This window comes from Microbacterium sp. H6 (assembly GCF_003314775.1).
Classification (GTDB): domain Bacteria; phylum Actinomycetota; class Actinomycetes; order Actinomycetales; family Microbacteriaceae; genus Microbacterium; species Microbacterium oxydans.
Genome location: NZ_QOAY01000181.1, coordinates 1 through 417, shown reverse-complemented (window position 1 = coordinate 417; position 417 = coordinate 1). Strand labels below are relative to the sequence as shown.

The following is a 417-nucleotide window of genomic DNA, read 5'->3' as shown; positions in this document are numbered from 1 at the left end:
GCGAGTTCGCGGCCGCGCTCCAGGTGCGCAGTGGGCTCCCGGTGCGGCTCGTGGACGAACGGCTGAGCACCGTGACCGCCCACGCGGCATTGCGCAGTTCCGGGAGATCTCAGAAGAAGTCTCGTAGCATTGTGGATCAGGTCGCCGCCGTGGTGCTTCTGCAGCAGGCGATCGACATGGAGAAGAGCACCGGAAACCCGGCCGGTGCCACCATCTCGCCTGACGAGGAGCACGCCTGACGATGTCTGAACGTGACAGCGCCACACCCGAGCCCGACACCGATGCCCGGCTGGGGGACCTGTTCGAGAATCTGCCCGAACCGACGAGACAGATTCCGACCGTGGACGACAGCGCGCCTGCTCCCGGATCGCGACGTGCCGCGAGGGAAGCGGCCTCGGGGGAGGGGACGGCCACACC

Annotated in this window: 1 protein-coding gene; it reads left to right on the top strand. The window is 67.9% G+C overall.

Features of this window, described 5'->3' with window-relative positions; genetic code table 11:
- Positions 1-239 (top strand): Holliday junction resolvase RuvX (gene ruvX / locus DSP71_RS23650; RefSeq protein WP_258546390.1); only part of this gene is annotated, 239 nt, incomplete at its 5' end.
- Between the last annotated feature and the right edge of the window lie 178 nt (positions 240-417).